Below are 25,650 nucleotides of genomic sequence, written 5' to 3' on the forward strand. Positions count from 1 at the left end.
AATGCGTGTTGCAATCATCGATTACGGCTCCGGCAATCTGCGCTCGGCCACCAAGGCTTTTGAGCGTGCCGCGCATGAGAGCGGTATCGCGGCGCAGATCGACCTGACGGCGGATGCCGACCGCGTGGCGAAGGCTGACCGCATCGTGCTCCCCGGCGTTGGCGCCTATGCCGATTGCCGCCGCGGCCTCCATGCCGTTCCCGGCATGGTGGAAGCGCTGGAAGATGTGGTTTTGAAAAAGGCGCACCCTTTCCTTGGCATCTGCGTCGGCATGCAGCTCATGTCCGAGCGCGGGCTTGAAAAGGAAATCACGCAAGGTCTTGGCTGGATTGCCGGCGACGTGCGTGAAATGACGCCATCCGACCCGACGCTCAAAATTCCGCAGATTGGCTGGAACAGGATTCACGTGAAACATTCTCACCCGGTCTTCGACGGGATCGAGACCGGCGAGAACGGCTTGCATGCCTATTTCGTGCATTCCTATATGTTCGACGCGAAGAACAAGGCTGATGTGCTGGCTGTGACCGATTACGGCGGCGATGTCACCGCAACGGTCGGTCGCGACAATATGGTTGGTACGCAGTTCCACCCGGAAAAGAGCCAGCTGCTCGGCCTTTCGCTCATTGCCAATTTCCTGAAATGGAAGCCCTGAGATTATGATCCTTTTTCCCGCCATCGATTTGAAAGACGGTCAGTGCGTGCGCCTCAAGCTCGGCGACATGGATCAGGCCACCGTCTATAATGAAGACCCGGCAGCGCAGGCCAAGGCCTTCGAGGATCAGGGTTTTGAATGGCTGCATGTGGTCGATCTCAACGGTGCCTTTGCCGGCGAAAGCGTCAACGGCAAAGCTGTGGAAGCGATCCTGAAAGCCACGAAAAATCCGGTGCAGCTCGGTGGCGGCATCCGCACGCTCCAGCATATCGAGAACTGGCTTTCCAAGGGGCTGCGCCGCGTCATCCTCGGCACGGTCGCTGTGCGCGATCCGGCGCTGGTGATCGAGGCCTGCAAGGAATTTCCGGGACAGGTTGCCGTTGGCATTGACGCCAAGGGCGGCAAGGTTGCTGTCGAAGGCTGGGCGGAAGCATGCGAACTCGGCGTAGTCGAACTCGCGAAAAAGTTCGAAGGCGCTGGCGTTGCCGCCATCATCTATACCGACATTGACCGCGACGGCGTTCTCGCCGGCATCAACTGGGATTCGACGCTGGCGCTTGCCGAAGCTGTTTCCATTCCTGTGATCGCATCCGGGGGCCTGGCTTCCATGGACGACATCAGGCGTCTTGCTGCGCCAGATGCCGCAAAACTGGAAGGCGCGATTTCAGGCCGTGCGCTTTACGATGGCCGCATCGATCCGGCGGAAGCATTATCCCTGTTGAGGGCTTCAGCATGACACTCAAGGCACGCGTGATCCCATGCTTGGACGTTAAAGACGGTCGGGTCGTCAAAGGCGTCAACTTTGTCGATCTGATCGATGCGGGTGATCCGGTGGAAGCCGCCCGCGCTTATGATGCGGCGGGCGCAGACGAATTGTGCTTCCTCGACATCACGGCGTCCTCGGACAATCGCGAGACAATTTTCGATGTGGTGGCGCGAACGGCCGAACAGTGCTTCATGCCGCTCACCGTTGGCGGCGGCGTGCGTCAGGTTGCCGATATTCGCAAGCTTCTGCTGGCCGGTGCCGACAAGGTGGCCATCAACACGGCTGCGGTGAAGACGCCGGAATTCGTCGCCGAAGCTGCCGACAAGTTCGGCGATCAGTGCATCGTGGTTGCCATCGACGCCAAGAAGGTTTCGGGCGAAGGCGAAGCCGATCGCTGGGAAATCTTCACCCATGGCGGTCGCCAGGCGACTGGCATCGATGCGGTGGAGTTCGCGCAAAAGGTGGTGGGCCTCGGTGCGGGCGAAATCCTTTTGACCTCGATGGATCGGGACGGAACCAAGGCCGGTTACGATGTGGCCCTGACGCGCGCCGTGGCTGACAGCGTGCGCGTTCCGGTGATCGCTTCGGGCGGTGTCGGAAATCTCGACCACATGGTCGCGGGCATTCGCGATGGTCATGCGGCAGCGGTTCTCGCCGCGTCAATCTTCCACTTCGGCACCTATACGATTGGTGAGGCCAAGCGCTATATGGCCGAAGCTGGCATTCCGATGCGGCTCGATCCGGTCCGTTGAGAACAATATTTAGGGAAATCCGATGACCGAGTTCACTCTTTCCGACCTTGAACGCATCGTCGCGGAGCGTGCCAGCGTGACGGACGGCTCGTCCTATACGGCAAGTCTGGTGGCAAAGGGGCAGCCACGGGCGGCGAAAAAGCTGGGCGAGGAAGCCGTGGAAACAGTCATTGCTGCCGTTGAAGGTAACCGCGCCGAAGTGATCACCGAAAGCGCTGATCTGCTTTATCACCTGCTTGTGGTTCTCAAGATTGCCGACGTGCCGCTCGATGAGGTTCTTCAAGAGTTGCGACGCCGCACGGCGCAGACCGGCCTTGAGGAAAAAGCCGCTCGTCCGAAAGCCTAAATGAAAATAGGACCGGAAGCTGCTAGTGCAGAATGGGCGTTGAGGGAGAGCAGCGACAATATGTGGGAAAAAGTGGACCAGCTAACGCCGTCGCGTTACTCGCCTTACCGTTTCTTTTCGGCTGAGGAATGGGCGGGCTTTCGCGCCGATACGCCGCTTACCTTGACTTATGACGAGGTCAAGAGGCTGCGCTCGCTGGGTGACCCCATCGATCTGGACGAGGTGCGGCGCATCTATCTGTCGCTGTCGCGATTGCTGTCGGCGCATGTGGAGGCAAGCCAGCTCCTGTTCGAGCAGCGCAAGCAGTTCCTCAACATGGAAGAGTCGTTCAAGACGCCTTTCATCATCGGCATCGCCGGTTCGGTCGCGGTCGGAAAATCCACGACCGCGCGTATCCTCAAAGAGCTGCTTGCCCGCTGGCCATCAAGCCCGAAGGTCGACCTCGTGACGACCGATGGTTTTCTTTATCCCAATGCGGTCCTGCGCGAGCAGAACATGATGGAGCGCAAGGGCTTTCCCGAAAGCTATGATGTCGGCGCGGTCCTGCGCTTCCTGTCGGCGATCAAGGCGGGCATGAGCCAGGTGCGCGCGCCGCTCTATTCGCACTTGAGCTACGACGTGTTGCCGGACGAATATCAGATCGTCGACAAGCCGGATATCCTGATCTTTGAAGGCATCAATGTGCTGCAGGTGCGCGATCTGCCGGAAGACGGCAAGATGGTGCCTTTCGTTTCGGATTTCTTCGACTTCTCCATCTATATCGATGCGGAATCGGAACTGATCCACAAATGGTATATCGACCGCTTCATGCGGCTGCGGGAAACCGCCTTCGTCAATCCGGAATCCTTCTTCCATCGTTATTCGCAGCTGTCCGAAGACGCGGCGCGTTCGATCGGCGAAGGGCTGTGGAACAATATCAACCTGAAGAACCTCAAGGATAACATCCTGCCGACGCGTCCCCGCGCCGACCTGATCCTGCGCAAGGGCAGCGATCATTTGATTGAGGAAGTAGCGCTGCGGAAGATTTGATCCACTTTGTTGCGCCTTGGTATTACTTCTTGGCTTCCGCTTCACAATTCAGAACGGATATGGGCGGATTGGGCTGCAGGAAAGAAGCCAGGGAGCGGTACCGTTTGTCAAGCTGCGAAGCCAACCAGAACAGTTGAGCGCTGTTCTGAGGTTGCCAGGGCGCAATCTGTTCAGCCTCGACGCCGGCTTGCCGTCGGGCCTTGTCAAACGGGACAGTCGAATGCAGAAATTCGATGTGTTGCTTCGTGCCTTCAGCGTAGGGAACCAGCCAGTTCAGAGCATTTGTCAGAGAGCCACCCTTCTGTGAACGATAATGAAACCAATCGCGGCCAGAGCGATGGGCTGCGATTGACGCCTCCACCAAGGGCTGCAAATCATAAGTTACATAGTGAAGCGCATCCCGCTTGTAAAAATCCTCGACCGAACCATCCGAACGAATGTTGTAGGATATTTGTGTCTTGAACAGTTTTTCGGTCTCGTTGAGCTGGTTCCTGTCCCCCAGTGCCGCAGCTGCAAGCGTTGCGATTTTGATTCTGTGGCTCTGCCAGTTCGCATGATCCCGATCCATGATGTTCGCGCCGCTTTGTATATAGCCTTCCGCAAATTGTTGAATGAGAGGTTGGATGCGAGACCGATCCGCTGAAGGCATGTCATCCTTCAGCAAAGCGTAGGCTTGTATGAACGGGCCGAAATTAGTTTCATCGATCGGGTTGAAGCTTGGCTTATAAAGCGCTGCCCAAGCCTCCAGATATTCTATTGCCTTATTGAGATAAACGGGATCATGTGTCAGTTGATAAGCCAGCGCAAAAGTATATACACGCGGAAAATCTGCTTCCGCGATGACGGATTGGTCGTGAATACCGTGACCCGGCAAGGTCCCCTCCGTATGTATCTTCTTTAACGGATTCGGTTTTTTGCCAAGGTTTTGATGAGCGGCTGCAATGATGCGTTTTGCGTCTTTATCCGAGATATGACACGTTTGTGTTCCAGAATGCGCCGCTGAAATCGTCAGAAGAGTGATCGATAGCGAATATAAAATACTTTTTTTTCATTTGGCTAAAGAGCAATCAAAGAGTTAATTTTCTAAAAATATTTATTAAAGTAGCTTTAATAATCAATAAAATTTAGTATTTTGCTATTTTAAAGTGAAAAAATATTGCCACGCAGGCGCATCCGTTAATTGTCTAAAGTTATCCCGATAATGTGGTTTAATTTAGACGGTCTATCTTCAATCGAAAGAAACCTTTCCCCTGCCCTTCTTGATGTCGGACCGGCCGGATTTGGCCTTGAGGCGGCGTTCGATGGAGCCTTTCGTCGGCTTGGTTTTCTTGCGCGGGGGCGGCAGTGGTTCGGCGGCCTTGGCGACAAGCGCGATCAGCCGCTCGCGGGCGTCTTCGCGATTACGCTCCTGGATGCGGAAACGATTGGCCTCGATCAGGATATCGCCGTCCTTGGTGCCCTTTTGCCCGGCTAGCTTGAATAGCCGCGACAGGATGTCTTCCGGCAGGCCGGAGCGGGCAGCATGAAAGCGCAGTTGCACGGCAGTGGAAACCTTGTTGACGTTCTGGCCGCCGGGACCGGAGGCACGGATAAAGCTTTCCTCCAGATCGTCTTCACGGATCGACAGGCGATTGTTGATGCGGATGATGTTCCGGTTCTCTTCCATGGCAAGGAGATATACCGCTTTGTATCCCTTATACAAAAGAAAAACCCGGCCTTTCAGCCGGGCCTCCCTCCTCCTCAGGATGGTAAAAGCATGTCTCCAAAAAGTGGGAACCGGTTTTTGGATAAAGACATGCGTAGAAAAAGCTATTCCGCGGCGATGCGGATCGACGGGGCCGCGTCCTTGACCTCGTGATCGACATGGCTTTCGAACTTCTCGAAATTCGTGACGAACATGTCAACGAGCTTCTTGGCCTGCGCGTCATAGGCGGCCTTGTCGGCCCAGGTCGAACGTGGATCGAGGATCGATGTGTCCACGCCCGGCACTTCGACCGGAACCGCAAAGCCGAAATTCGGATCGATGCGGAATTCGGCATTGTTCAACGAACCGTCGAGCGCTGCCGCCAGAAGCGCGCGGGTTGCCTTGATCGGCATGCGCTTACCAGTGCCATAGGCGCCACCGGTCCAGCCGGTATTGACCAGCCAGCAATCGACCTTGTGCTCGGCGATCAGCTTGCGCAGCAGGTTGCCGTATTCCGATGGATGGCGCGGCATGAAAGGTGCGCCGAAGCAGGTCGAGAAGGTCGCTTCCGGTTCGGTCACGCCCTTTTCGGTACCGGCGACCTTGGCCGTGTAGCCGGACAGGAAGTGGTACATGGCCTGTGCAGGCGTCAGCTTGGCAATCGGAGGCATCACGCCGAAGGCGTCGGCGGTGAGCATGATGATGTTCTTCGGCTGGCCGCCCTTCCCCGTTTTCGACGCGTTCGGGATGAAGTCGAGCGGATAGGCGCAACGGGTGTTTTCCGTCAGCGAACCGTCGTCGAAATCCGGCTGGCGGTGTTCGTCCAGAACCACATTTTCGAGAACCGTGCCGAATCGCTGCGTGGTCGCATAGATTTCCGGCTCCGCTTCGGCCGACAGGCGGATGGTCTTGGCGTAGCAGCCGCCTTCGAAGTTGAAGATGCCGTGTTCACCCCAGCCATGCTCGTCATCGCCGATCAGCGTGCGGGTCGGATCGGCCGAAAGCGTGGTCTTGCCGGTGCCGGATAGGCCGAAGAAAACGGCGGTGTCGCCGTTCGGTCCTTCATTGGCCGAGCAGTGCATCGGCATCACGCCCTTGGCGGGCAGGATGTAGTTAAGCGCCGTGAAAACCGACTTCTTCATCTCACCGGCATAAGAGGTGCCGCCGATCAGCACGATCCTGCGGGTCAGGTCGACCGCGATCACCGTTTCGGTGCGTACGCCATAGCGTTCCGGATCGGCCTTGAAGGACGGCAGGTCGACGATAGTCATTTCCGGCACATAGGAAGCAAGCGCTTCCTGTTCCGGACGGATCAGAAGATTGCGGATGAACAGCGAATGCCAGGCATATTCGGTAATGACGCGGGCATTGATCTTGTTGTCGGCGTCAGCGCCGCCGATCAGATCCTGCACGAAAAGCTCCTTGCCCTTCGCATGTTCGATGAAATCGGTATGCAGCAGATCGAAGGCCTCGCGACTCATCGGTTTGTTGTTGTCCCACCAGACATGATCTTCCGTATCGGCGTCCCGCACCACGAACTTGTCTTTCGGCGAACGGCCCGTGTGCTGGCCGGTGCGCGCGACAAGCGCACCTTGCGCCGACAGCTCGGCTTCGCCCCGGCGGACGATTTCTTCATAAAGACGCGCGGGCCCAAGATTGTAAAAGACTGCGGAGAGTTCCTTCAGTCCTGAAGTGGCAATGGAAGCGGCCGTGTTGTGAATGCCGGTCTCTCTCATGATGTCTCCGCCGTGGTTTGACAATTGATCGGTCCTCTTTGCGTCTCCAGATTGAACGCAAAACAGAGGATGGCAGTCAGAAACAGATTAATCGTGGCAATTCAAATATTTAATCGATTTAAAATTTTTGAAATTTTTTTAAATCGGTTAACCTATATGTTATGAGCCCTTTGATTCCGGGATTGTCCACCATGCGGTCATTAACCAAACAGCGATTCGATGAGGGGCGGTTTCACTGCTTCTTGGGGCGCTGCCACATTTTGTACCTAATTTGTACTGCACAAGCAGGCGCATTATACTAGTATCGACGCCGAACCGGACGTTCGATCCAGAAATCCGCCAGCTTGTGGCGGCTGAAAGACGTCACTGGCCGGGTTTTCCGGCCGGCTTAGTTGAAGGAGAAAGGTTCGCATGAAGGAAGCCTCGGCAACGCAGACGATTGCGCTGGTCGACGACGACCGCAACATCCTGACCTCCGTGTCCATCGCACTGGAATCGGAAGGCTATCGGGTTGAAACCTACACCGATGGCGCGTCTGCGCTGGACGGTCTGATGACGCGTCCGCCCAATCTTGCGATCTTCGATATCAAGATGCCGCGCATGGACGGTATGGAGCTTTTGCGCCGCCTGCGCCAGAAATCGGACCTGCCCGTCATCTTTCTTACCTCCAAGGATGACGAGATCGATGAGCTTTTCGGCCTCAAGATGGGCGCGGACGATTTCATCACCAAGCCGTTCTCGCAACGTCTTCTGGTCGAACGCGTCAAGGCGGTGCTTCGCCGGGTCGCTGCGCGCGATGGCACGGCCAAGCCAACCGGACAGCAGGCGAAATCGCTCGAGCGTGGCCAGCTTGTCATGGATCAGGAGCGTCACACCTGCACCTGGAAGGGCGAACCCGTCACGCTGACGGTCACCGAATTCCTGATTCTTCATTCGCTGGCACAGCGCCCGGGCGTCGTGAAAAGCCGTGACGCCCTCATGGATGCGGCTTATGATGAGCAGGTCTATGTGGATGACCGCACCATCGACAGCCATATCAAGCGCCTGCGCAAGAAGTTCAAGGCGGTTGACGATGATTTCGAAATGATCGAAACGCTCTATGGCGTCGGCTATCGCTTCCGCGAGGCCTGATAGATAATTGCATATCGCCAGTCCGTGAGGTCTGGCGATAGCTTAGTGAGAGCAGACAGAGCGACATGGTCGCAGAGACCCGGAACGATGGCCTGACCGGTCAGAAATCGGATTTGCGCGAACGCAGGGCCCGGCGGCAGCGCTCGGTGTTCTGGCGTCGCTTTTTTGCGCCCCTGCGCAAGTTTCTCGGCCAATATCTGTTCTCGAGCCTGACGCGCCGCATCCTGTTTCTCAATCTGGCGGCGCTGGCGGTTCTGGTTTCCGGCATTCTCTATATGAATCAGTTCCGCGAGGGGCTGATCGATGCGAAGATCGAAAGCCTGCTCACCCAAGGCAAGATCATTGCAGGCGCAATCTCCGCCTCGGCGACGGTTGACACCAATTCGCTGATGATCGACCCGGAAAAGCTTCTGGAGCTTCAGGCAGGCCAAAGCCTGACACCTTCGCCGGATTCGCCCGATAACTGGGAATTTCCGATCAACCCGGAAAAGGTCTCTCCGCTGCTGCGCCGGCTGATCTCACCGATAAGCACGCGGGCGCGCATCTATGATCGCTATGCCAATATGCTGCTTGACTCGCGCGCGCTCTATTCGCCGAGCTTCCCTTCGGCAGGGCCGGTGCTGCGTTACGACCTGCCGCCGATCGAGGAGGAGACCCCTTCGATCTGGGAACGTGCCGGAACGTGGATCTCGCATCTGTTTTATGGCGGAGGCCTGCCGGTCTATCAGGAACAGCCGGGCGGCAACGGCCTCGCCTATCCGGAAATCGTCAAGGCGCTGGCAGGTTCGCCGCAAACCGCGCAGCGGCGCAATGAAAAGGGCGAACTGGTCGTCTCCGTTGCTGTCCCGATCCAGCGTTCGCGCGCAATTTTGGGCGTGCTCCTGCTCTCCACCGAAGGCGACGATATCGACAAGATCGTGCAGGCCGAACGCATGGCGGTTTTCCGCGTGTTCGGCGTCGTGTCGCTGGTCATGGTCATCCTGTCGCTCTTCCTCGCCTCGACGATTGCAAGCCCGCTGCGCAAGCTTTCCGCCGCCGCCGACCGTGTTCGCCATGGCGTGAAAAGCCGCGTGGAAATTCCCGATTTCTCCGAACGTCAGGATGAGGTGGGCCATCTTTCAACATCCATCCGCGAGATGACCGATTCTCTCTATACCCGTATTGAAGCCATTGAGAGCTTTGCCGCGGATGTCAGCCACGAGCTGAAAAACCCCCTCACCTCGCTGCGCAGCGCCGTTGAAACCCTGCCGCTTGCCAAGACCGATGAATCGCGCAAACGGCTTCTCGATATCATCCAGCACGACGTTCGCCGCCTTGACCGCCTGATTACCGATATTTCGGATGCGTCGCGTCTGGACGCGGAACTTGCGCGCGAGCATATCGACCGCGTGGACATGAAGACGCTCCTGACCAATCTGGTCACGGCGGCGCGCGAAGTGCGCCGCAACAAGGTCGGGACCGAAATCGTCTTCAATACCGGCAAGCTGCCAGCCGGAAAGAAGGGCTTTTATGTTGCCGGTCACGACCTGCGCCTCGGTCAGGTGGTGAGCAACCTGATCGAGAATGCCCGTTCTTTTGTACCCGATGATACGGGCCGCATCGTGGTGACGCTTGCCGGTGAAGGCAGCCGCCTGCGCGTGCTTGTTGAGGATAACGGCCCGGGCATTCCGATCGAAAATATTGAGCGCATCTTCGAGCGCTTCTATACGGACCGTCCGGCGTCCGAGGCTTTCGGACAAAATTCCGGTCTCGGCCTTTCGATCAGCCGCCAGATCATCGAAGCGCATGGCGGCACGCTGACGGCGGAAAACATTGTCAATCCCGCAAAGCCCGACCAGTTCAAGGGCGCGCGTTTCATCGTCGATCTGCCGGCAAGCGCATGACGCCGGAAGAGGAAAAAAGCGGGCTTCACGCGACGACGCTTCAGGTGCGGGGGCGCGGCGTCATGATCATGGGGCGTTCGGGCGCGGGCAAGACCGAGCTTGCGCTGACGCTTGTTGAACGAGCGCTCCTGCGCGGCGAGGCGGCATCGCTGGTCGCCGATGACCGCACATTGCTTCATGCGGAAGACGGCAGGCTGATCGCCAGTGTTCCCACGGCCCTTGCCGGGGGCGTGGAGATTCGCGGTGCGGGGCTTTTCAGGGTCACTTTCGTGGAAGCAGCACCGCTTTATCTCGTCGTCCGGCTTGTGGATCGTGACGAGGCGGAACGCTATCCAAGCGGCGAGACCTGGGAATTCGAGGGTGTTTCGCTGCCCCGGCTTCTTTTGCCGGCTTTATCCTCGAACGGTGATTCCAACGCGCTTTCGCGGGCCATCGAGGCCAGTTTGTTCTACGAAAAATGGCCTTCCGACGAAGGCTGAAGCGGGCTTCGTTACGAATCGATTAATATTTCGCCGCACTGCGGCATTTTGCTTTTTTCATGGCAGCGTGGGAATTTTTCACTTGCTATCAAGATTTGCGCTGCCAAGATGCACAACTCGCCGGCGTTTTTCCGGCGTGGTTTCAGTGCCATCTGACACTCTGGCGGGGTGATGCGGCGGGCACGCGACGGGAGCTTTTATAGTATGATCGGACTCGTGCTTGTCACGCACGGAAGATTGGCCGAAGAGTTTTTGCATGCTGTCGAGCATGTGGTCGGGCCGCAGGACAATTTCGAGACCGTATGCATCGGTGCCGAAGACGATATGGAGCAGCGTCGGCGGGATATCGTTGACGCTGTGGAGCGGGCCGATAACGGCAGCGGGGTCATCATTCTGACCGATATGTTCGGCGGTACGCCGTCCAATCTCGCCATTTCCGTCATGAAAGAAGGCAAGGTAGAAGTCATCGCAGGCGTCAATCTGCCGATGCTTATCAAGCTGTCGAGCGTGCGCATCGGGGGCGACATCAAGACAGCGCTGCGCGAAGCGCAGGATGCGGGGCGCAAATATATCAATGTTGCGAGCCAGGTCCTGACAGGAAAGTAATTCATGCACTCCAGCGTGCCCGTTACCGGTCAATACGAACCCGAAACCGCAGTTTCCCGATCCTTCGAGATTGTCAACAAGCGCGGCCTTCATGCGCGCGCCTCGGCCAAGTTCGTGCAGCTGGTCGATGGCTACAACGCACATGTCCGCGTGAGCAAGGACGGCATGACAGTGGGCGGCACGTCGATCATGGGCCTGATGATGCTCGCAGCATCGCCCGGCTGCTGCATTGATGTGAGCGCTTCGGGCGAACAGGCCGATGCGGTACTCGACGCGCTCCAGGCGCTCATTGCCGACAAGTTTGGCGAAGAATGCTGAAGCACGGAGCCGTTGCGATAGGTGATCTCGACGATCCGGTGGCCGTTTTCGATGCAGGCATCGGCAGTTACGCTCTGGTCGAACTGATAAGGCGCAGCCAACCGCAGCGTGACATCATCTATTTGGCCGATCGGGCCAGTTTTCCCTATGGCGCCAAAAGCCGGGATCAGCTGCTGTCGATCATGCGTCATACGATCCGGTATCTGACTGGCCTTGGCGCTCAAACGATTGTACTTGCTTCCAATGCGCCCTCGGTCATGGTCCTCGACACGCTGAAAAGCGAGTTTTCAGTTCCGGTTTACGGTGTGGCGCCGCCGGTTCGGGCCGCGCTTGACAAAAGCCGCAGCGGCAAGGTTGCAGTCATGGGCGTGCGCTCGATGATCGAGAGCGAAGAGCTTGCGCGCTTTGTGCGGGCCGAGGCCGACAGACCGGATGATGTTGCCTTGATCAATGCCTCACCGATGGTGGAGCTGGTGGAAAACGGGGCCTTTCTTCGGGAGCCGGATGGGACCGCACAAAAGGTTGCCGCATTCTGCGATGAGATTGCCGCAAGCCACCCGCTCATCGACACGCTGACCCTCTCCAGCACCCACCTGCCATGGCTGAGATCATTCTTCGAGCAGGCGCGTCCGAACTGGCGGTTTCTTGATCCGGCAGACGATGTGATCGCCGCGCTCCCGCAACCCGAAGGCGGCGCGGGCCGAACGGTTGCCCTTGTCACGGAAAGCGAAACCTATCCCGTTTCCGGCTTTCGCCACATGCTCGAAATATTGCAGGTCGATCTTCCCTTGACGGTCATCGATCCCCTGCGCGGCAAACATGACTGATATGCACGTATAAAGATTTCTTTATATTGCGTTGTGCTTCTGGCTGCAATCTGCTAGTCAAGTCGCCAGCCGGGGCGCTTTCACGCATGGGAAGCCGCTCCATACTGGAACGCAATTCCGGCCGCAGACTGCTTTTTCGTCGGGCTGGGACTGCCTTTGACTGGAGCACGCGATGACCGCAAGCCAAGATTTTGTCGTCAAGGACCTTAGCCTGGCCGATTGGGGCCGCAAGGAACTAGATATCGCAGAAACCGAAATGCCCGGACTGATGGCTGCCCGCGAGGAATTCGGCAAGTCGCAGCCGCTGAAGGGCGCGCGCATTTCCGGCTCGCTGCACATGACGATCCAGACTGCCGTTCTGATCGAAACGCTGCAGGCGCTCGGCGCACAGGTTCGCTGGGCTTCCTGCAATATTTTCTCGACGCAGGATCACGCTGCTGCCGCGATTGCTGCAACCGGCACGCCGGTTTTCGCCATCAAGGGCGAAACGCTTGAAGAATACTGGACCTATACCGACAAGATCTTCCAGTGGCCGGACGGCGAACCGTCCAACATGATCCTCGACGATGGCGGCGATGCCACCATGTATATCCTCATCGGCGCGCGTGCCGAAGCGGGCGAGGATGTTCTTTCGAACCCCGGTTCGGAAGAAGAGGAAGTACTTTTCGCGCAGATCAAAAAGCGCATGGCTGAAACGCCGGGCTTCTTTACGCGCCAGCGCGACGCCATCAAGGGCGTGACCGAGGAAACCACCACCGGCGTCAACCGTCTTTACCAGTTGCAGAAGAAGGGTCTCCTGCCCTTCCCGGCCATCAACGTCAATGACAGCGTCACCAAGTCGAAGTTCGACAACAAGTATGGCTGCAAGGAATCGCTCGTTGACGGCATTCGTCGCGGCACCGACGTCATGATGGCTGGCAAGGTTGCCATCGTGTGCGGTTATGGCGATGTCGGCAAAGGTTCCGCCCAGTCGCTCGCCGGTGCAGGCGCTCGCGTCAAGGTGACCGAAGTCGATCCGATCTGCGCGCTTCAGGCCGCCATGGACGGTTTCGAGGTCGTGACGCTGGATGATGCCGCTTCCACTGCCGATATCATCGTGACCACGACCGGCAACAAGGACGTCATCACCATCGACCATATGCGCAAGTTCAAGGATATGGCGATTGTCGGTAATATCGGTCACTTCGACAATGAAATTCAGGTGGCCGCGCTTCGCAACCTGAAATGGACCAATGTAAAGCCGCAGGTCGATCTCATTGAGTTCCCGGACGGCAAGCGCATCATCCTGCTTTCCGAAGGCCGCCTGCTCAATCTGGGCAATGCAACCGGGCATCCGAGCTTCGTCATGTCGGCCTCGTTCACCAATCAGGTTCTGGGCCAGATCGAGCTGTTTACCCGCACCGACGCCTACAAGAATGAGGTCTATGTGCTGCCGAAGCATCTCGACGAGAAGGTCGCGCGCCTGCATCTCGACAAGCTCGGCGCCAAGCTGACTGTGCTTTCTGAGGAACAGGCCGCCTATATCGGCGTCACTCCACAGGGGCCGTTCAAGTCGGAACACTACAGGTATTAACCATACATTAAGCATTGCACTACATGTTGAGACCGGGCGGTTGACAAGCCGCCCGGTCTTTCTTTTTGCGTGCAAGATGCTTCACGTGGATTCGCCGGAAGGGTATTGTGTAGGCGAATCAAGGTGTTTGAGCGGGTGTTTGCGTTGCGCGTTTTTTGCCGTTGTGGCGGGAAGCGAGAGGACGATTCATCCCCTGAATACCTGAAAACGCGTTGACTATCGTGCACTGTGGCGGCGTGCGTATGGTCAGGCTCGATGTGTATTGAAGTGTTTTAATACGGCCAGTCTGCCCTGGGGCGGGTTTCATGGCCGGGTGGCGGAGAAAAGGACAACATGCCAGAGTTCGGCGCAACAGGGATTTTGCGGAATGTTTCCGCAATCGTTACTGGCAGGCAATGGCGTCCTGCCGCCCATGTTGCGAAGCCGCATGCCTGGCTCTCCCTGAAAAAAGCCGTGATGAAGGCTTCCGTTTCCCTTGCAACGCTTTTCGCTGCCGTGCCTGCTTTTGCACAAGGTGCGGAATCGGCGCGCATCGCCCTTCCCTTTGGCGGCGGCAGCGTCGGCGCTTTCGAGGTCATTCAGTTTTCCATGTTCCTCGGCGTGATGGGCGCGGCGCTTCTTTCTGCCGGCTGGCTGATCCGCGAACGGTCGCGTGTTGCCGCAGAAAACAAGGAACTGCGCTCCAAATTCGCCGACCTCAATCTGGTCGCGCAGCGCAATGAGGCCCTGCTCAACCTCAAGGATCAGCGCATCGTGGTCTGGGATGGCCACAGCACGCGCGCCGAGGTTGTCGGGTTGCTGCCGGACGAAAGTGCGGCACCGCAGGATCGTTCGGCATTTCTGGCCTTTGGCCGCTGGCTGCGCCCGCAATCGGTCGTGGCGCTTGAACGTGCCATTGCGATGCTGCGCGAACAGGCGCGGTCTTTCGATCTCACGGTTGAAACTGTCAACGGCACCCTGCTCGACGTGCGCGGACGCACATCAGGCGGCTTTGCGGTGGCGCGTTTCCTGAGCCTCCAGGGCGTACAGGCGGAACGCGCGGCACTGCAGGCGCAGAACCGCGAATTTTCCGAGCGTATCGAGCTCTTCCGCCGTCTTCTCGACCGGATCGACCAGCCGGTCTGGGCACGCGATGCCAGCGGTCGCGTCGAATGGGTCAATGCGGCCTATGCGCGAGCGGTCGATATGGCCGATGCAAGCCAGGTGATTTCCGAAGGGCGTGAGCTGTTCGGCGCGCAGGCGCGTCAGCGTCTGGAGCGTGACCGTTTTGCCGAACCTGTGCTACAGGAACAATTGACGGCTGTCGTGCATGGCGATCGTCGCCTTTTCAACGTGACCGATGTCAGCGCGGACACGGGTTCCATTGGCCTCGGCGTTGATCTCACCGAAGTGCAGGCCGTGCGCGAGGAGTTGAACCGCACGCTGAAGAGCCATGCCGAAACGCTGGACCAGCTTTCGACTGCGGTGGCGATTTTCGATCCCGAAATGAAGCTGCAATTCTTCAACCAGGCTTTTGCCAAACTCTGGTCGCTCGATACGGCCTGGCTGGAATCGCAGCCGAGCAACACGCTGATCCTCGACCGCCTGCGTTCGGAAGGCAAGCTGCCCGAACAGCCGGAATGGCGCAAGTGGAAGGATTCTGTCCTTTCCGCCTATCGCGCTGTCGAGCCGCAGGAACATATGTGGCATCTGCCGGATACTCGGACCATGCGCGTCGTCGCCAATCCGCATCCGCAAGGCGGCGTCACCTGGTTCTTCGAGAACATGACCGAAAAGTTCGAACTCGAAGGCCGCTACAATACGCTCATCAAGGTGCAGGGCGAAACGCTTGACCATCTGGCGGAGGCCGTGGCGGTGTTCGGCTCCGATGGCCGTATCCGGCTTTCCAACCCATCCTTTGCCGATCTTTGGGCGCTGCCGATGCCGCTAATCGTTGAAGGCACGCATATTTCGTCGATTGCCAAAATATGCAGCGAGCGCGGCGGTAATGGCTTGTGGGATGATTTCGTTTCCACCGTCACCGGCTTCCTCGACAAGCGCGACGGGCGCATGGGGCAGGTGGAACTGGACGATGGCACCATTCTTTCCTTTGCCGTGGTGCCGCTGCCCAAGGGCCAGACCATGCTGACCTTCATCGACGTCACCGACACGGTGCGCGTCGAACGGGCGCTGAAGGAAAAGAACGAGGCGCTGGAACTGGCCGACCAGATCAAGAACGATTTCGTCCAGCACGTTTCCTACGAGTTGCGTTCGCCGCTGACCAACATCATCGGCTTTACCGAACTGTTGCAGACGCCGACTTTCGGATCGCTCAACGAACGCCAGATCGAATATCTCGACCATATCAGCACCTCGTCATCGGTATTGCTGACCATCGTCAACGACATTCTTGATCTTGCCACCGTCGATGCGGGCATCATGGAACTGGAGGTCGGCGACGTTTCCGTCGTGGAGGCGATTTCGGCTGCCGCCTCTCGCGTCAGCGAGCGGATGCGCGACCACGATATCGGTCTCGATGTCGACGTTGCCGACGATGTGGATGTGTTCAAGGCCGACGCCAACCGCGTCCGTCAGGTGCTTTTCAACCTCCTGTCCAACGCCACAAATTATGCGCCCGAAGGCTCCAGCATCCGGCTGCAAGTGGCGCGTGAAGGATCGGAAATCGTCTTCGCGGTCCACGATGACGGTCCGGGCATGCCGGGCGAGGTACTCGATACGGTTTTCAAGCGCTTCCAGTCCTATCCGAATGGCGGCCGCCGCCGCGGCGCCGGGCTTGGACTTGCCATCGTCAAGAGCTTTGTCGAACTGCATGGCGGATCGGTGGATATCGACACGGGTTCCGGTCGCGGAACAACGGTGATTTGCCGCTTTCCATCGGAAACACGCAGCTTCCGCATCGCCGCCGAATAAGATAAAGGGTGCCTATGAGCGCCTCACAATCCAGCATCAGCTATTTCTTGCCCGATGAAACCGCAACGCAGCGATTTGGTGAAGATTTCGCCCTCGCGCTTCAAAAGGGCGATCTTGTCACGCTTTCCGGCGATCTGGGGGCGGGAAAATCCTCGCTTGCCCGTGCCATCATCCGGGCAATCGCCGATGACGAAGGGCTGGACGTTCCAAGCCCGACGTTTACGCTGGTGCAAAGCTACGAGCAATTGCGGATTCCGGTCGCCCATGCCGACCTTTACCGTATTTCGCACGGCGAAGAACTGGATGAGCTGGGACTGCCGGAATTTATGGAAGACGGCGTGGTTCTGGCCGAATGGCCGGAGCAGGGCGAGGGTTTTTTGCCTGACCCGTCTTTTGCCGTTAGGCTGAGCCATGAAGGGGCAGGGCGACGCATTGCCGTGTCCGGTCCCGTGGCTGCGATCCAGCGTCTGGAACGTTCGCGGGCTATTCGGGCATTTCTGGACAGCCATGGCCGTTCCGATGCAACGCGGCGCTATTTGCAGGGCGATGCGTCCCCGCGCAAGTACGAGACGATCCGCACATCTGCCCATGGTCTCGAAATTCTGATGAATGCGCCGCAGATGCCCTATGATCCGCCGCTACGCGACGGCAAATCCTATCGGCAGATTGCGCATCTGGCGGAAAACATTTTTGCCTTTGCTGCCGTTGACGGGCTTCTTGCGAGGCAGGGCTTTCGTGTGCCGCAAATGCGTGCCGCGGATCTTGATGCCGGTTTTCTCATTCTCGAAAATCTTGGAACGCAAGGCGTGCGTGCGACGTCCGGCGAACCTGTCGCGGAACGTTATGAAGCCGCCGGGCGTTTTCTGGCGCATCTGCACGGTATCACTTGGCCTGACCGTGCGCCGGTGCCTGGCTATCCTGACCACATCATCGCCGGTTTTGACCGCGATGCGATGATGATCGAGGTCAGCCTGATCGGCCAGTGGTATGCGCCGCGCATGATGGGCAGGCAGTTGACAGAGGCAGAAAAGCAAGCTTTCGAGACAGCTTGGGATCGCGTGATCGCCGGGATTGCCGATGTCGAGAAAAGCCTGCTCTTGCGCGACTATCATTCGCCGAACCTGTTCTGGTTCCCGGAGGCACAAGGCAAGGACAGGATCGGTGTCATCGATTTTCAGGATGCGATGATCGGGCCAGCAGCCTATGACGTGGCCTCGCTGGCGCTCGATGCGCGCGTAACGATTTCGCCGGAGCTGGAGCAGGCTGTGGTCGCAGCCTATTGCGAAGAGCGCCGTGCGCTCGGGCATGCGTTCGATGAGAGCTTGTTCCGCAAGGCCTATGCGGCAATGGGCGCACAGCGCAATGCCAAGCTGCTCGGTCTTTTCGTGCGCCTTGACGAGCGTGATGGTAAGCCGGCTTATCTGGAGCATCTGCCCCGCATTCACGACTATCTCGGACGTGTGCTTAAAGATCCGGTCATGGCGCCTGTGGCTGCATGGTTTGAGCAATTGGGGTTGATGCAGCAGGAAGAGGCCGCGCAATGAAAATGCCTGAACTGGTAATGGTTCTTGCTGCCGGTCTTGGCAAGCGCATGCGGCCCATCACCGAAACCATACCAAAACCGCTGGTCAAGGTAGCGGGCAAGCCCTTGCTCGACTGGGGGCTCGATGCGGCGGCACGCGCCGGTATCCGCACCGCAGTCGTCAATGTGCATTATCTGGCCGACCAGCTTGAAGAGCATCTTCGGGACCGTAACGATCTGGAGATCGTGATCTCGGATGAACGCGACATGCTGCTCGATTCCGCTGGCGGCATTGTGAAGGCGCTGCCAACACTGGGAACGGAACCGTTTTTCATTCTGAACGCTGATACATTCTGGGTTGGTGATGAGATGGCCCCCAACCTTACGGCGCTGGCTGAGGTCTGGGATGCGGAGCGGATGGATATTCTGCTGATGACGGCCCGTCTCGACCAGGGAACCGGCTATGAAGGCAAGGGCGATTTCGTTGCCGACGAGAAGGGACATCTGCGTCGTGCGCGCGATATCTCCGGCGAGCCGGTGATCTATGCCGGTGCGGGAATCATCCATCCCCGCATTTTCGATGGCGCGGAACCGGTCGTGTCCTCGCTCAACCGTTATTTTGATGAAGCGATTGCGGCGGGTCGCCTTTATGGTATGCCAATGACCGGGCACTGGCTGACCGTCGGGACGCCGGACGCCATCGGCGAGGCGGAGGCCGCACTGACCGCATTTGCATAAGGAGGTGAGCACATGAGCGCACGCAGACCCAGAGATGGGAAACAGCGCCTGTTTTCAATTCCTCCCGGCACACCGTTTTTGCCAGCCTTTGCCAATGCACTTCTGGAAGGGCGGCTGGTCGAAGGTTTTCCCGGCAATCCTTCCGATCCGCTGGTACTGGCCAATGCAACCATCTACGTGCCGACGCGCCGCGCGGCGCGTGCGCTAAGATCGATTTTAGTAGATAAGAATCGAGCTAGAAGCGCTATATTGCCGACGATAAAACCGCTCGGCGATGTGGATGAGGATGCCGCTTTTTTCAATGCCGGTTCGTCGGGCGTGTTCGACATCAATCCGCCTATCGGCACGGCGGAGCGGCTTCTGCTTCTGGCGCGATTGATCCGTCCATGGCGGGAATCGCTGCCCTCCCATGTGCGTGCCTTGTTTGGCGTTGACGACGTTTCCGTTCCGGCAACCACTGCCGATGCGATCTGGCTTGCCCGCGATCTGGCGGGGTTGATGGATCAGGTTGAAACCGACGGAGCTGCATGGAGCGAGCTTGCGAGCATTGCCCCGGAAGACCTCGCCGACTGGTGGCAGGTCACGCTCGGCTTTCTCAATATCGTCACCAATCTGTGGCCGGATATTCTGGCGGAGCGTAAGCTCTCAAACCCCGCAGCGCATCGCAACGATCTCATATGGAGTGAGGTAAAGCGGCTGCGCACCCATCCGCCCGCCGGTCCGGTTATCGTCGCTGGTTCCACCGGCTCCATACCGGCGACTGCGGAACTGATTTCCGCCATCGCCGACTTGCCGAATGGAGCGGTGGTGCTGCCGGGGCTGGACCGCGATCTCGATGATGCGGCCTGGCAGCTGCTGGCATCGGTGACCGACAATCCCTCGACTTACGGTCATCCGCAGTTCGGTTTGCGCAAACTTCTGGATGCTATGCAGACCTTGCGCGAGGATGTGGAACATCTGGACGATATGCCAGTCTCCAAACGCCTGCGCGAGCGGGTGGTAAGCGAGGCGCTGCGCCCGGCGGAAACGACCGATGCGTGGGGCAAGCTCGATATAGAGGCGGACAGTCTGCACATGGCCGCGCAGACGATCGACCTGATTGAAGCTGCCAACGAACGCGAAGAAGCGCTCGCCGTCGCGCTTGCCTTGCGTGATGCGATCAATGAGGAAGGCAAGGCGGCGGCCCTCGTCACCGCCGACCGTAATCTGGCGCGGCGCGTGGTGGGCGAACTTGCCCGTTTCGGCATCGACGCCGACGATTCGGGCGGACGGCATCTGCGCGATGTCGAAACCACGACATTGCTGCGGCTGCTGGTCGAAACCGTGTTCAATCCGGGCGATCCAGTTGCCTTGCTGGCGTTGGTCAAGCATCCGCTACTGCGGCTGGAGGCCCCCCGCATCGAACGCCGCCTTGCCGCCGAAACGCTCGAACTCATCGCCTTTCGCGGCGGCACGGGCCGCGCTTCCGTGCTCGATCTTCCGGCATTTTTCGACCGGCGGCTGGAGGAAAGCGCCAGCCAGCCGTGGCTACCGGCATGGCACGACACGGTTACGCCGGATATGATCGCCGCTGCGCGAAATCTTTGCGAAAGCCTGTCGAATGCCGTGGCGCCGCTCGCACCTTTCGTCCTCGCTGGCCGCAGGACCGAGATCGGCGAAATCGCACGCGCCACGGTCGAGGCGCTGGAAAATCTGGCGCGCAACGAAAAGGCCAGTGTCGCGCCTTTTTATTCCGGCGAACGCGGAGAACAGCTCGCCGCCTTTTTGCGCGGACTGGTTTCAAGCGAAGCCGGGCTTGATTTTGAAGCTTCCGAATGGCCAGCCGTGCTGGATGCCTTGATGGCGGGTGAGACGGTCAAACCGCATCCGGGCGGTCATCCGCGCCTCTTCATCTGGGGTGCGCTGGAGGCGCGCCTGCAAACCATGGATACGGTGGTGATCGGCGGTCTCAATGAGGGAAGCTGGCCTGCCCGCACCCGCAACGATCCGTTCATGTCGCGCCCGATGAAGTCGATGATCGCGCTCGATCCGCCTGAACGGCGCACCGGCCTTGCCGCCCACGATTTCCAGATGGCGCTGGGCATGGATCATGTCGTGCTGACGCGCTCGCAGCGGTCCGACAATGCGCCGACGGTTGCCTCGCGCTGGCTGCAGCGGCTCGAAACGGTGCTGGGCGCTGATGTGACCGCACAAATGCGCAGGCGCGGGGCGCGTTTCATCCAGTGGTCACGGGAAATCGATCAGGCACCTGACGTGCCTTTCGTCAAGCGCCCGGAACCGGCCCCGCCTGTTGCCGCCCGTCCGAAGCATTTTTCGGTGACGGAAATCGAAACGCTGCGCCGCGATCCCTATGCGATCTTTGCGAAAAAGATACTGAAACTGCGGCCACTTGAGCCTTTGATCCGTGATCCGGCGGCGGCAGAACGTGGCACTTTGTTCCACGATATTCTGGGTCATTTCACGCAAGAGGCAATCGATCCGCTGGCACCCGATGCCGCCGAACGCCTGATGGAGCTTGGCCGCATTCTTTTTGCCGACATGGACCTGCCTACCGAAATCGAGGCCGTGTGGTGGCCGCGCTTCACGGCGCTCATTCCGCAGTTTCTGGCCTGGGAGGGCGAGCGCGCTTATAATGTCCAGACCCGCTTTGCCGAGATTTCCTCCGACAAGCGTGAGGTTGAAGGACTTGGCGTCACGCTTTCCGGCCGCGCTGACCGCATCGACCTGATGCGCGACGGGACAGCCGAAATCATCGATTACAAGACCGGCTCGACGCCATCGCCCAAACAGGCGCATGTGCTGCTGTCGCCACAGCTGGCGCTGGAAGCCGCACTTCTGGTGCGCGGTGCGTTTCGTGAACTGGGGTCGGTCCGCGCTTCGGATCTCACCTATGTCCGTCTCAAGGCGGGCGGCGAGGTAAAGCCGGAATCCATCCTCAAGATCGGACGACCGCCATCGGAAAAAACTGCCCCGGCGCTTGGCGAGGAGTCCTGGCAGCGGTTGGCGCAACTGCTGGCGGAATATCAGAAGCCGGAAAAAGGCTATCTTTCCCGTGCATTGCCGTTCCGCGAGACGGACCTGACAGGCGATTACGATCATCTGGCGCGGGTGCTGGAATGGTCTGCCGGTGGCGACGCGGGCGGGGAGGGCGAGGCATGAAGAAGAAGCTCCATATTCCGCCGGAAACATTGTTTGCGCAGGGCAGGGCCGCCGATCCGTCAGCTTCCGTCTGGGTTTCCGCCAATGCGGGTTCCGGTAAGACGCATGTTCTGACTGAACGGGTTATCCGCCTGCTGCTCGAAGGTACGGACCCGTCCAAGATTCTCTGCCTCACCTACACCAAGGCGGCGGCGGCGGTGATGCAGAACCGCGTGTTCATGCGGCTTTCCGAATGGGCGGTCTTGCCCGATATCGAACTGGCCGAGCGCCTGAAATCGCTGGAAGGACGCAGGCCGGGCGATGCCCGGCTTGCCGCAGCGCGACGGCTGTTCGCGCGCGCGCTGGAAACGCCGGGCGGGCTCAAAATCCAGACCATCCATGCTTTCTGTGAAGCGATCCTGCACCAGTTCCCGCTTGAGGCGAACATTGCCGGTCATTTCGAGATGATGGACGACTTGATGCAGGCCGCTCTTGTCGGTGAAGCACGTCGCCAGTTGCTGGAGACCGCGCATGGCGGCGGAGACATGGAGCTTGCCGCTGCCTTTGCCGATGTTCTGCAGGCAGCGGGCGAGATGGGCCTGCAATCGCTGCTGGATGAAGCGGTAAGCAGGCGCAATGGCTTGCAGACCTATATCGCCGAACTGGGCGTTACCGCGCATCGAAGCGACGCTTTGCACCGGGCATTCGGCTTCGATCCGCAAACCAGCGAAGACGATCTTGTTGCCGATCTCTGGCCGATACCGGAATTTTCCGACGATGCGCTCGATCTCATCATGTCGATCCAGAAAGGGGCGTCGCGCGCGCAGGATTTTACGCTGCAACTCCGGCGTTTCGACAAGGTGACGAGCCAGCGCGACCGCGAAGCCGTGTTGCGCGCCGCCTTCCTGAAAAGTACCGGCGAGCCCAAATCCGGTTCCTATGTCTGCTCGGCAGCGGTGAAAAAGCTTCTGCCGGATTTTGAGGAGGATTTCGACGCGGCGGCGGCGCGTGTCGAACAGGGGCTCGACCGGCTGAAGGAGTTGCGTCTGGTGCGGCTCAATCTGGCTGCGCTCACGCTGATCGACAATCTCCTGCAACGTTATCATGACCTGAAGCGCCAGCGTGGCCTGCTCGATTTCGAAGACCTCATCACCCGAACCGTGGCGCTACTTGCCCGCAACGGGGCAGGGCAGTGGGTGCAGTACAAGCTCGATCGCGGCATCGACCATATTCTGGTCGACGAGGCGCAGGATACCAGCCCCGACCAGTGGCAGGTGATCCGCATGCTGTCGGAAGAGTTTTTCTCCGGCCTCGGCCAGCGCAATATCAGCCGCACGCTCTTTGCCGTCGGTGACGAAAAACAATCGATCTATTCGTTCCAGGGCGCAGTGCCGGAGGATTTTGCGGCGCAGGGGCGTTCCGTCAGTCTGCGGGCGGAAGATGCGGAGCTGAAATTCGAGCGAGTCAGCCTCAATTTCTCGTTCCGCTCCGCGCCGGATGTTTTGCAGGCGGTCGACGAGGTTTTTGCGAGACCCGAAGCTAATCGCGGCCTTGCGGGCGCAACGGTGCATGAAGCCATTCGTTCCGACGCGCCGGGCGAGGTGGAAATCTGGGATATGCTGACGCCGGAAGTGGTGGAAGAACCGGACGACTGGCGCGAGCCGGTCGATCATCTGGCAGCACCTGCTGTCCGGCTGGCGGATCAGATAGCCGCTACCATTCGCCACTGGCTGGATAGCGGCGAAGCTATTCCGGGCCAGAACCGGCGGATCATGCCGCGTGACATCATGGTTCTGGTGCGAAAGCGTGACCAGTTCATGCCTGCCCTGTCGCGGGCGCTGAAAAATCTGTCCGTTCCGGTGGCAGGCGCTGACCGCCTGCGGCTCACCAGCCATATCGCCATTCAGGACCTGATGGCGCTCGGGCGCTTCGTGTTGCAGCCTTCGGACGATCTGTCGCTGGCATCGGTCCTGAAAAGTCCGCTGTTCGGCTGGGATGACGACCAGCTTTTCGATCTTGCCCATCCGCGAGGTTCAAGCCTCACATTGTTCGAGCGGCTTTATCAGGTCTCGCGTGGCGATGCCGCGCTGGCCGAGGTGCACAAGACCTTGAGCCGCTGGCGCAATATGGCCGACACCATGCCGGTGTTCGAATTCTATGCACGCATATTGAGTGCGGATGGTGCGCGGCGAAAACTTCTGGCCCGGTTGGGGCCAGAGGCTGGCGACATTATCGATGAATTCCAGAATTATGCGCTTTCCGCCGAGCGCGCCGGTCTGCCCGGCTTGCAGGCCTTCCTTGAAACGCTGGAAGCGGCATCGCCGGAAATCAAGCGCGAACTCGATCAGGGGCGTAATGAAGTGCGCATCATGACCGTCCATGCCGCCAAGGGGCTGGAAGGGGCGGTGGTGTTCCTTGTCGATCCGGGAAGCGCTGTCTGGACCGGCTGCCGCGCGCCAAAGCTCATTCCCTTTGATTTTTCAGACGGTAATTCGCCGGTGAAAGGCTATCTCTGGCAACCCAATGCGGGATACCAGACCGGATTCACGGCAGCGCAGATCGATAAGCTGAAGACACGGGCCGAGGAAGAATATCGCCGCCTGCTCTATGTCGGCATGACGCGGGCCGAAGATCGCCTCATCATCTGCGGCTATCGCGGCACGCGTGAAAGCGGAGAGACATGGCATCGCCTAGTCGAAGATGCGCTGGCCACCAAGGCTGAGACATTCGTTCATCCCGTGCTGAAAGTTGCCGCAAGGCGTTATCGCAATACGCCGCGCGGAATGGTCGAGATTGCCGATCAGGATAGAGCCGAAGAGCATAAAGTGCCGTCACTGCCGCTCGACTATCTGCGCCCGATAAAGCCGGAAACCGGATTGCCACGCCCCCTGGCGCCGTCCGGCGCGTCTGCGCTGATCGAAGCGGATGAGGAACCGCCGCTCGATACGTTTTCACCGGTTCTGGGGCAGGGCAACGGGACGCCCGCCTTTGCGCTGCGTCGCGGTACGGCGATCCATATGCTGCTGCAATATCTGCCCGATGTGCCACAGGCTGACCGTGAAACGCTTGCGCATGAATATCTTGACCGGATCGCCGCCGATTGGCCGGAAACGGAGCGCCAGATGGCATGGCAGAGCGTGCGGACCATTCTGGATGATCCCACCTATGCGCCTGTCTTTGCGGAGGGCTCACGCGGGGAGGTGGCCATCATGGGCACGATTGAGCTTGGCGGGCGCGATCATGCGGTGTCAGGCCAGATAGACCGTATCAGCGTTGGCGAGGACCGTGTCCTGATCATCGACTACAAGACCAATCGACCGCCGCCGAAAACCATCGAAGCGGTTCCCTTCGCCTATCGGGCGCAGCTTGCCCTCTATCGGGAATTGCTGGCGCCGCTCTATCCGGGGCGGATTGTCGAAACGGCGCTTCTGTTCACCGAAGGCCCGTTTTTGATGCCCTTGCCGGATGCGATTCTGGACGAGGCGTTGCAGTCCCTGAAAGACTCTCAAGTAAAGGTGACGAACCAGAACTTGACGGATGGCAGCAGACACGCCACATGA

General features: G+C 59.0%; 20 protein-coding genes. 17 read left to right on the top strand and 3 right to left on the bottom strand.

Features of this window, described 5'->3' with window-relative positions; all coding sequences use genetic code 11:
- Position 1: 1 nt before the first annotated feature.
- Genes hisH through coaA form a run of 5 tightly spaced genes read left to right on the top strand, consistent with a single transcriptional unit; the run spans position 2 to position 3,545 of the window.
- Complete coding sequence (hisH, locus tag F9K78_RS13460; protein ID WP_121986854.1) at positions 2–652, top strand: imidazole glycerol phosphate synthase subunit HisH; 651 nt, start codon at positions 2–4, stop codon at positions 650–652.
- Between the two features lie 4 nt (positions 653–656).
- Positions 657–1,388 carry a 1-(5-phosphoribosyl)-5-[(5-phosphoribosylamino)methylideneamino]imidazole-4-carboxamide isomerase gene (gene hisA, locus F9K78_RS13465; protein WP_121986853.1) on the top strand — a complete coding sequence of 244 codons (732 nt, stop codon included), beginning with the start codon at positions 657–659 and terminating at the stop codon, positions 1,386–1,388.
- A complete protein-coding gene (gene hisF / locus F9K78_RS13470) occupies positions 1,385–2,170 on the top strand; it encodes an imidazole glycerol phosphate synthase subunit HisF (protein ID WP_121986852.1) in 786 nt (261 codons plus the stop codon). The genes hisA and hisF overlap by 4 nt, the downstream gene beginning before the upstream one ends.
- A gap of 22 nt (positions 2,171–2,192) precedes the next feature.
- Positions 2,193–2,516: a phosphoribosyl-ATP diphosphatase gene (locus tag F9K78_RS13475; protein WP_121986851.1), complete on the top strand. Its 324-nt coding sequence runs from the start codon at positions 2,193–2,195 to the stop codon at positions 2,514–2,516.
- Positions 2,517–2,576: 60 nt separating this feature from the next.
- A complete protein-coding gene (gene coaA / locus F9K78_RS13480; RefSeq protein WP_121986850.1) occupies positions 2,577–3,545 on the top strand; it encodes a type I pantothenate kinase in 969 nt (322 codons plus the stop codon).
- 22 nt (positions 3,546–3,567) lie between these two features.
- Here the strand turns inward: coaA and F9K78_RS13485 are convergent, their stop codons facing one another.
- From F9K78_RS13485 to F9K78_RS13495, 3 genes are all read right to left on the bottom strand, one after another.
- The gene (locus F9K78_RS13485; protein ID WP_121986849.1) at positions 3,568–4,584 is read right to left on the bottom strand and encodes an alginate lyase family protein; all 1,017 of its coding nucleotides are present in this window, start codon (positions 4,582–4,584) and stop codon (positions 3,568–3,570) included.
- A gap of 189 nt (positions 4,585–4,773) precedes the next feature.
- The gene (gene arfB, locus F9K78_RS13490) at positions 4,774–5,211 is read right to left on the bottom strand and encodes an alternative ribosome rescue aminoacyl-tRNA hydrolase ArfB (protein WP_121986901.1); all 438 of its coding nucleotides are present in this window, start codon (positions 5,209–5,211) and stop codon (positions 4,774–4,776) included.
- A gap of 143 nt (positions 5,212–5,354) precedes the next feature.
- Complete coding sequence (locus F9K78_RS13495; RefSeq protein WP_121986848.1) at positions 5,355–6,965, bottom strand: phosphoenolpyruvate carboxykinase; 1,611 nt, start codon at positions 6,963–6,965, stop codon at positions 5,355–5,357.
- Between the two features lie 411 nt (positions 6,966–7,376).
- On the opposite strand from F9K78_RS13495, the gene F9K78_RS13500 reads away from it, so the two are divergent.
- The 12 genes from F9K78_RS13500 to addA all read left to right on the top strand — a co-directional run bounded on the left by F9K78_RS13500 (position 7,377) and on the right by addA (position 25,650).
- Positions 7,377–8,096: a response regulator transcription factor gene (locus tag F9K78_RS13500; protein WP_121981224.1), complete on the top strand. Its 720-nt coding sequence runs from the start codon at positions 7,377–7,379 to the stop codon at positions 8,094–8,096.
- A 65-nt stretch (positions 8,097–8,161) separates the two neighbouring features.
- Positions 8,162–9,979: a stimulus-sensing domain-containing protein gene (locus tag F9K78_RS13505; RefSeq protein ID WP_121986847.1), complete on the top strand. Its 1,818-nt coding sequence runs from the start codon at positions 8,162–8,164 to the stop codon at positions 9,977–9,979.
- Positions 9,976–10,458, top strand: coding sequence for an HPr kinase/phosphorylase (locus F9K78_RS13510; RefSeq protein WP_121986846.1), 483 nt, complete (start codon positions 9,976–9,978; stop codon positions 10,456–10,458). The genes F9K78_RS13505 and F9K78_RS13510 overlap by 4 nt, the downstream gene beginning before the upstream one ends.
- Positions 10,459–10,662: 204 nt before the next feature.
- The gene (locus F9K78_RS13515) at positions 10,663–11,064 is read left to right on the top strand and encodes a PTS sugar transporter subunit IIA (RefSeq protein ID WP_006472522.1); all 402 of its coding nucleotides are present in this window, start codon (positions 10,663–10,665) and stop codon (positions 11,062–11,064) included.
- A 3-nt stretch (positions 11,065–11,067) separates the two neighbouring features.
- Positions 11,068–11,382 (top strand): HPr family phosphocarrier protein, encoded by a 315-nt coding sequence (locus F9K78_RS13520; RefSeq protein WP_121981227.1) that lies wholly within the window; start codon positions 11,068–11,070, stop codon positions 11,380–11,382.
- Complete coding sequence (locus tag F9K78_RS13525) at positions 11,376–12,209, top strand: glutamate racemase (protein ID WP_121986845.1); 834 nt, start codon at positions 11,376–11,378, stop codon at positions 12,207–12,209. Before F9K78_RS13520 ends, F9K78_RS13525 begins: the two co-directional genes overlap by 7 nt.
- A 172-nt stretch (positions 12,210–12,381) precedes the next feature.
- Positions 12,382–13,782 carry an adenosylhomocysteinase gene (gene ahcY, locus F9K78_RS13530; RefSeq protein ID WP_121986844.1) on the top strand — a complete coding sequence of 467 codons (1,401 nt, stop codon included), beginning with the start codon at positions 12,382–12,384 and terminating at the stop codon, positions 13,780–13,782.
- A 456-nt stretch (positions 13,783–14,238) separates the two neighbouring features.
- Positions 14,239–16,692, top strand: coding sequence for a PAS domain-containing sensor histidine kinase (locus F9K78_RS13535; RefSeq protein WP_235925424.1), 2,454 nt, complete (start codon positions 14,239–14,241; stop codon positions 16,690–16,692).
- A gap of 14 nt (positions 16,693–16,706) precedes the next feature.
- A complete protein-coding gene (tsaE, locus tag F9K78_RS13540; RefSeq protein ID WP_121986842.1) occupies positions 16,707–18,236 on the top strand; it encodes a tRNA (adenosine(37)-N6)-threonylcarbamoyltransferase complex ATPase subunit type 1 TsaE in 1,530 nt (509 codons plus the stop codon).
- Positions 18,233–18,952, top strand: coding sequence for a nucleotidyltransferase family protein (locus tag F9K78_RS13545; RefSeq protein WP_121986841.1), 720 nt, complete (start codon positions 18,233–18,235; stop codon positions 18,950–18,952). The genes tsaE and F9K78_RS13545 overlap by 4 nt, the downstream gene beginning before the upstream one ends.
- A gap of 12 nt (positions 18,953–18,964) precedes the next feature.
- Positions 18,965–22,111, top strand: a complete 3,147-nt coding sequence (addB, locus tag F9K78_RS13550) for a double-strand break repair protein AddB (protein WP_151682235.1) — start codon at positions 18,965–18,967, stop codon at positions 22,109–22,111.
- Complete coding sequence (addA, locus tag F9K78_RS13555; protein ID WP_151682236.1) at positions 22,108–25,650, top strand: double-strand break repair helicase AddA; 3,543 nt, start codon at positions 22,108–22,110, stop codon at positions 25,648–25,650. Before addB ends, addA begins: the two co-directional genes overlap by 4 nt.

The sequence above is a fragment of the Brucella pseudintermedia genome (assembly GCF_008932435.1).
Lineage (GTDB): Bacteria > Pseudomonadota > Alphaproteobacteria > Rhizobiales > Rhizobiaceae > Brucella > Brucella pseudintermedia.

Bases quoted from the DNA above. Each gene is read 5' to 3' on its own strand.
- hisH (WP_121986854.1), top strand. From the start codon at position 2: ATGCGTGTTGCAATCATCGATTACGGCTCCGGCAATCTGCGCTCGGCC.
- hisA (WP_121986853.1), top strand. From the start codon at position 657: ATGATCCTTTTTCCCGCCATCGATTTGAAAGACGGTCAGTGCGTGCGC.
- hisF (WP_121986852.1), top strand. From the start codon at position 1,385: ATGACACTCAAGGCACGCGTGATCCCATGCTTGGACGTTAAAGACGGT.
- F9K78_RS13475 (WP_121986851.1), top strand. From the start codon at position 2,193: ATGACCGAGTTCACTCTTTCCGACCTTGAACGCATCGTCGCGGAGCGT.
- coaA (WP_121986850.1), top strand. From the start codon at position 2,577: ATGTGGGAAAAAGTGGACCAGCTAACGCCGTCGCGTTACTCGCCTTAC.
- arfB (WP_121986901.1), bottom strand. From the start codon at position 5,211: ATGGAAGAGAACCGGAACATCATCCGCATCAACAATCGCCTGTCGATC.
- F9K78_RS13495 (WP_121986848.1), bottom strand. From the start codon at position 6,965: ATGAGAGAGACCGGCATTCACAACACGGCCGCTTCCATTGCCACTTCA.
- F9K78_RS13500 (WP_121981224.1), top strand. From the start codon at position 7,377: ATGAAGGAAGCCTCGGCAACGCAGACGATTGCGCTGGTCGACGACGAC.
- F9K78_RS13505 (WP_121986847.1), top strand. From the start codon at position 8,162: ATGGTCGCAGAGACCCGGAACGATGGCCTGACCGGTCAGAAATCGGAT.
- F9K78_RS13510 (WP_121986846.1), top strand. From the start codon at position 9,976: ATGACGCCGGAAGAGGAAAAAAGCGGGCTTCACGCGACGACGCTTCAG.
- F9K78_RS13515 (WP_006472522.1), top strand. From the start codon at position 10,663: ATGATCGGACTCGTGCTTGTCACGCACGGAAGATTGGCCGAAGAGTTT.
- F9K78_RS13520 (WP_121981227.1), top strand. From the start codon at position 11,068: ATGCACTCCAGCGTGCCCGTTACCGGTCAATACGAACCCGAAACCGCA.
- F9K78_RS13525 (WP_121986845.1), top strand. From the start codon at position 11,376: ATGCTGAAGCACGGAGCCGTTGCGATAGGTGATCTCGACGATCCGGTG.
- ahcY (WP_121986844.1), top strand. From the start codon at position 12,382: ATGACCGCAAGCCAAGATTTTGTCGTCAAGGACCTTAGCCTGGCCGAT.
- F9K78_RS13535 (WP_235925424.1), top strand. From the start codon at position 14,239: ATGAAGGCTTCCGTTTCCCTTGCAACGCTTTTCGCTGCCGTGCCTGCT.
- tsaE (WP_121986842.1), top strand. From the start codon at position 16,707: ATGAGCGCCTCACAATCCAGCATCAGCTATTTCTTGCCCGATGAAACC.
- F9K78_RS13545 (WP_121986841.1), top strand. From the start codon at position 18,233: ATGAAAATGCCTGAACTGGTAATGGTTCTTGCTGCCGGTCTTGGCAAG.
- addB (WP_151682235.1), top strand. From the start codon at position 18,965: ATGAGCGCACGCAGACCCAGAGATGGGAAACAGCGCCTGTTTTCAATT.
- addA (WP_151682236.1), top strand. From the start codon at position 22,108: ATGAAGAAGAAGCTCCATATTCCGCCGGAAACATTGTTTGCGCAGGGC.